The organism is Dietzia timorensis, assembly GCF_020742175.1.
Taxonomy (GTDB): Bacteria; Actinomycetota; Actinomycetes; order Mycobacteriales; family Mycobacteriaceae; genus Dietzia; species Dietzia timorensis_A.
Genome location: NZ_DYXM01000265.1, coordinates 1 through 2,989 on the forward strand (window position 1 = coordinate 1; position 2,989 = coordinate 2,989).

4 protein-coding genes are annotated in these 2,989 nt (G+C 69.4%); 3 read left to right on the plus strand and 1 reads right to left on the minus strand.

Annotated elements, in window-relative coordinates:
* The 3 genes from K8V11_RS13725 to K8V11_RS13735 form a co-directional block, all read left to right on the plus strand.
* Nucleotides 1-486: D-glutamate cyclase family protein (locus K8V11_RS13725; RefSeq protein ID WP_303915442.1), on the plus strand; the 486-nt coding region annotated here is incomplete at its 5' end.
* Nucleotides 487-1,164 carry an allophanate hydrolase subunit 1 gene (locus tag K8V11_RS13730; RefSeq protein WP_303915444.1) on the plus strand — a complete coding sequence of 226 codons (678 nt, stop codon included), beginning with the start codon at nt 487-489 and terminating at the stop codon, nt 1,162-1,164.
* Complete coding sequence (locus K8V11_RS13735; RefSeq protein WP_303915446.1) at nt 1,161-2,027, plus strand: biotin-dependent carboxyltransferase family protein; 867 nt, start codon at nt 1,161-1,163, stop codon at nt 2,025-2,027. The genes K8V11_RS13730 and K8V11_RS13735 overlap by 4 nt, the downstream gene beginning before the upstream one ends.
* 25 nt (nt 2,028-2,052) lie before the next feature.
* On the opposite strand, the gene K8V11_RS13740 is transcribed toward K8V11_RS13735, so the two are convergent.
* Nucleotides 2,053-2,989: NAD(P)/FAD-dependent oxidoreductase (locus K8V11_RS13740; RefSeq protein WP_303915447.1), on the minus strand; the 937-nt coding region annotated here is incomplete at its 5' end.

Consider the following 2,989-nt stretch of genomic DNA (forward strand, 5'->3'; position numbering starts at 1 on the left):
GCGCGCGAGTTCTGGAGCGAGGACATGGTCGCGTTCCTCATCGGCTGCTCGTTCACGTTCGAGCATCCCCTCCTCGCCGCGGGCGTGCCCGTGCGCCACATCGACGCCGGCCGCAACGTGCCGATGTACCGCACGAACCGTGCGTGCCGCCCCGCGGGCGAGTTCCGCGGCGAGCTCGTCGTCTCGATGCGCTCGATCCCCGCCGAACAGGTCGCCGACGCCGTCCGCATCTCCTCCCGCTTCCCCTCGGTGCACGGCGCTCCCGTGCACGTCGGCGAGCCGGCCGGGCTGGGCATCGCGGATCTCGCACAGCCCGATTTCGGCGATCCGCCCGTCACCCGCGACGGCGACGTCCCCGTGTTCTGGGCCTGCGGGGTCACTCCGCAGGCCATGGTCATGGCCTCGGCGCCTCCGCTGGCCATCACCCACTCGCCAGGCATGATGCTCATCACCGATGCCCCCGACTCCGATTACCAGGTGCCCTAGATGTCTTCCGCTCCCCGCGAACTGCGCGCCGACCGCCCGTTCCGCGTGCTCCCATACGGACCTCACGCCTCGCTGCTCGAACTCGATTCCCTGACAGAAGTAGAGGACCTGTTCGCCTTTCTGTCCGACGCCCGCGCGGCGGGCGAGCTCGGCGGGGTTACCGAACTCGTCCCCGCCGGGCGCACGGTGATGATCGAGGCGGAGGACCCGTCCGCGCGGGCTGCGGCCGTGGCGACCTGCGAGCAGTGGGTCCCGGGCACCGCCGATGTCCGCGCCGGCGAGCTTCACGAGATTCCCGTCGACTACTCGGGCCCCGATCTCGATGACGTCGCCCGCCAGATCGGCGGCAGCACCTCCGACGTCATACGCCTCCATTCCGAGCCGACGTACCGCGTGGCGTTCATGGGGTTCAGTCCCGGTTTCGGCTACCTGACGGGGCTCCCCGAGAAGCTTCAGCTGCCGCGCCGCGACGACCCGCGAGACGCCGTACCGCCGCGCTCCGTGGCCGTGGCCGGCGAGTTCTCCGCGGTGTACCCGCGCACGTCGCCGGGCGGGTGGAACCTCATCGGCCACGCGACCGTGCCGCTGTGGGACGACGACTGGCCGCGACCGAACCGGCTCGCCCCGGGCGACGAGGTCCGCTTCGTGCCGCAGTCGGAAGGGAAGGCACACGTATGACGGCGAACGCACTCATCCGCAAGGCAGGGCCGCTGTCGACTCTCCAGGACCTCGGCCGCGCCGGCCACATGGGCACGGGCATCCCGGTCTCGGGGGCGATGGACCGGCGCAGCCACGGGCTCGCGAACAGGCTAGTCGGCAACGGAGAACACCGCGCGACGATCGAGGCCACGCTCGGCGGGCTCGAGGTCGAGTTCGACGAGGACGTGTGCCTCGCGGTCACCGGCGCGGAGCTGGACGTGTTCGTCGGCGAGCGACTGGAGGGGATCAACGCCGCGCTCCGCGTTCCATCAAACACACCGGTGCGCCTCGGGATACCGCGCGGGGGACTGCGCTCCTACGTCGCGGTCGCCGGCGGGTTCGATGCGCCCGCGCTGTTCGGCTCGCGCTCTACGGATGTCTTGTCCGGGCTGGGGCCCGATCCGCTGGCCGATGGCGACTCGATCGGAGTGGGCATTCCCGATCCCGCGGAGGCGCCGCCGGTGTGGATCGACCACGCCGCCGTCGCACCCATTGCGCCAGAAGTCGAGGCGCGGATCCTGCCCGGCCCGCGGCTCGACTGGTTCACCGACGAGGCGCTCGAAAAGCTACGGACCTCCGCCTACTCCGTCGGGGCAAGATCGAACCGGATCGGTGTGCGCCTCGAGGGGCCGGAATTAGAACGCAGCATCACCGGCGAGCTGACGTCGGAGGGCATCATCTGCGGGGCGATCCAGGTCCCGGCGAGCGGGCAGCCGCTCATTTTCATGGCGGACCACCCGACGACCGGCGGGTATCCCGTGATCGCCGTGGTTCACCCCGACGACCTTCCGCTGCTCGCGCAGGCCGCGCCGGGCACGCAGGTGCGGTTCCGGCTGGAGTGAGCTCGCAGGCGTCGTCGGCGTCCCGCTAGCCTGGCGTGATCACCGTGCGGAGGTCGTCGACGGCAAGCTTTCCGCTCTTGACGTCGGCGATCGCCTGCTTGGCCTTGCCCACCGAGTCCCACGTGTTCCACAGAAGGACGCCGATCGGTGCCGCGTCGCGCAGGTACCACACGACTGCGGCCTTGCCGTCCTCGTTCCACGTCTCGATGGTCTCGGCATGCCCGTCGAGGCTGCCGATGGCCTCGTAGCCGTCGTCGAACAGGTCGGACCAGAACATCGGCGTGTACTCGTAGTTCTCGGACGACCCCGCCATATTCTTGCCGGCCGTCTCCCCCGAATTCTCGGCGTGGTCGACGTGCTCTACGCGGCGGCGGCCGAAGAGCGGATCGTCGAACACGACGAGGTCACCGGCCGCAAAAACGTCCGGTGCCGAGGTGCGCATTTCGGAATCGACCACCACTCCACCGTCAACGGTGAGCCCCGCAGCTTCTGCGAGATCGATGTTCGGGTGGACGCCGAAGCCGACGACGACAACATCACCGTCCACTGCCTCTCCCGAGGCGCCGACGACCGAAACGTGGTCGTTCTCGGCGACGATCTCGCCGATTTCGAACGCGGATCGCAGCTCGACGCCGGCGGAATGGAACGAGTCCTCTACGCGTTCGACGATGGACGAGGGGAACATCTGGCTGAGCAATTTCGCTTCGCGGTAGACCATCGTGGTGCGGGCGCCGTTCCCGACGAGCGCCGCCGCGATCTCGGAGCCGACATAGCCACCACCTGCAACAACCGCGCGCACGCCTTCATGGACGAGACTGCGGAGCCGACGATAATCGGAGGTGCTGCGCAGGTAGACCACGCGCGGGTCGTCGAGCTCGGCGGGCTTATTCGGGCTCGCGCCCGTCGCGAGCAGGAGCTTGCCGTAGGAGACGGCCTTCTCCTCACCGCCGGTGTCGATGGAG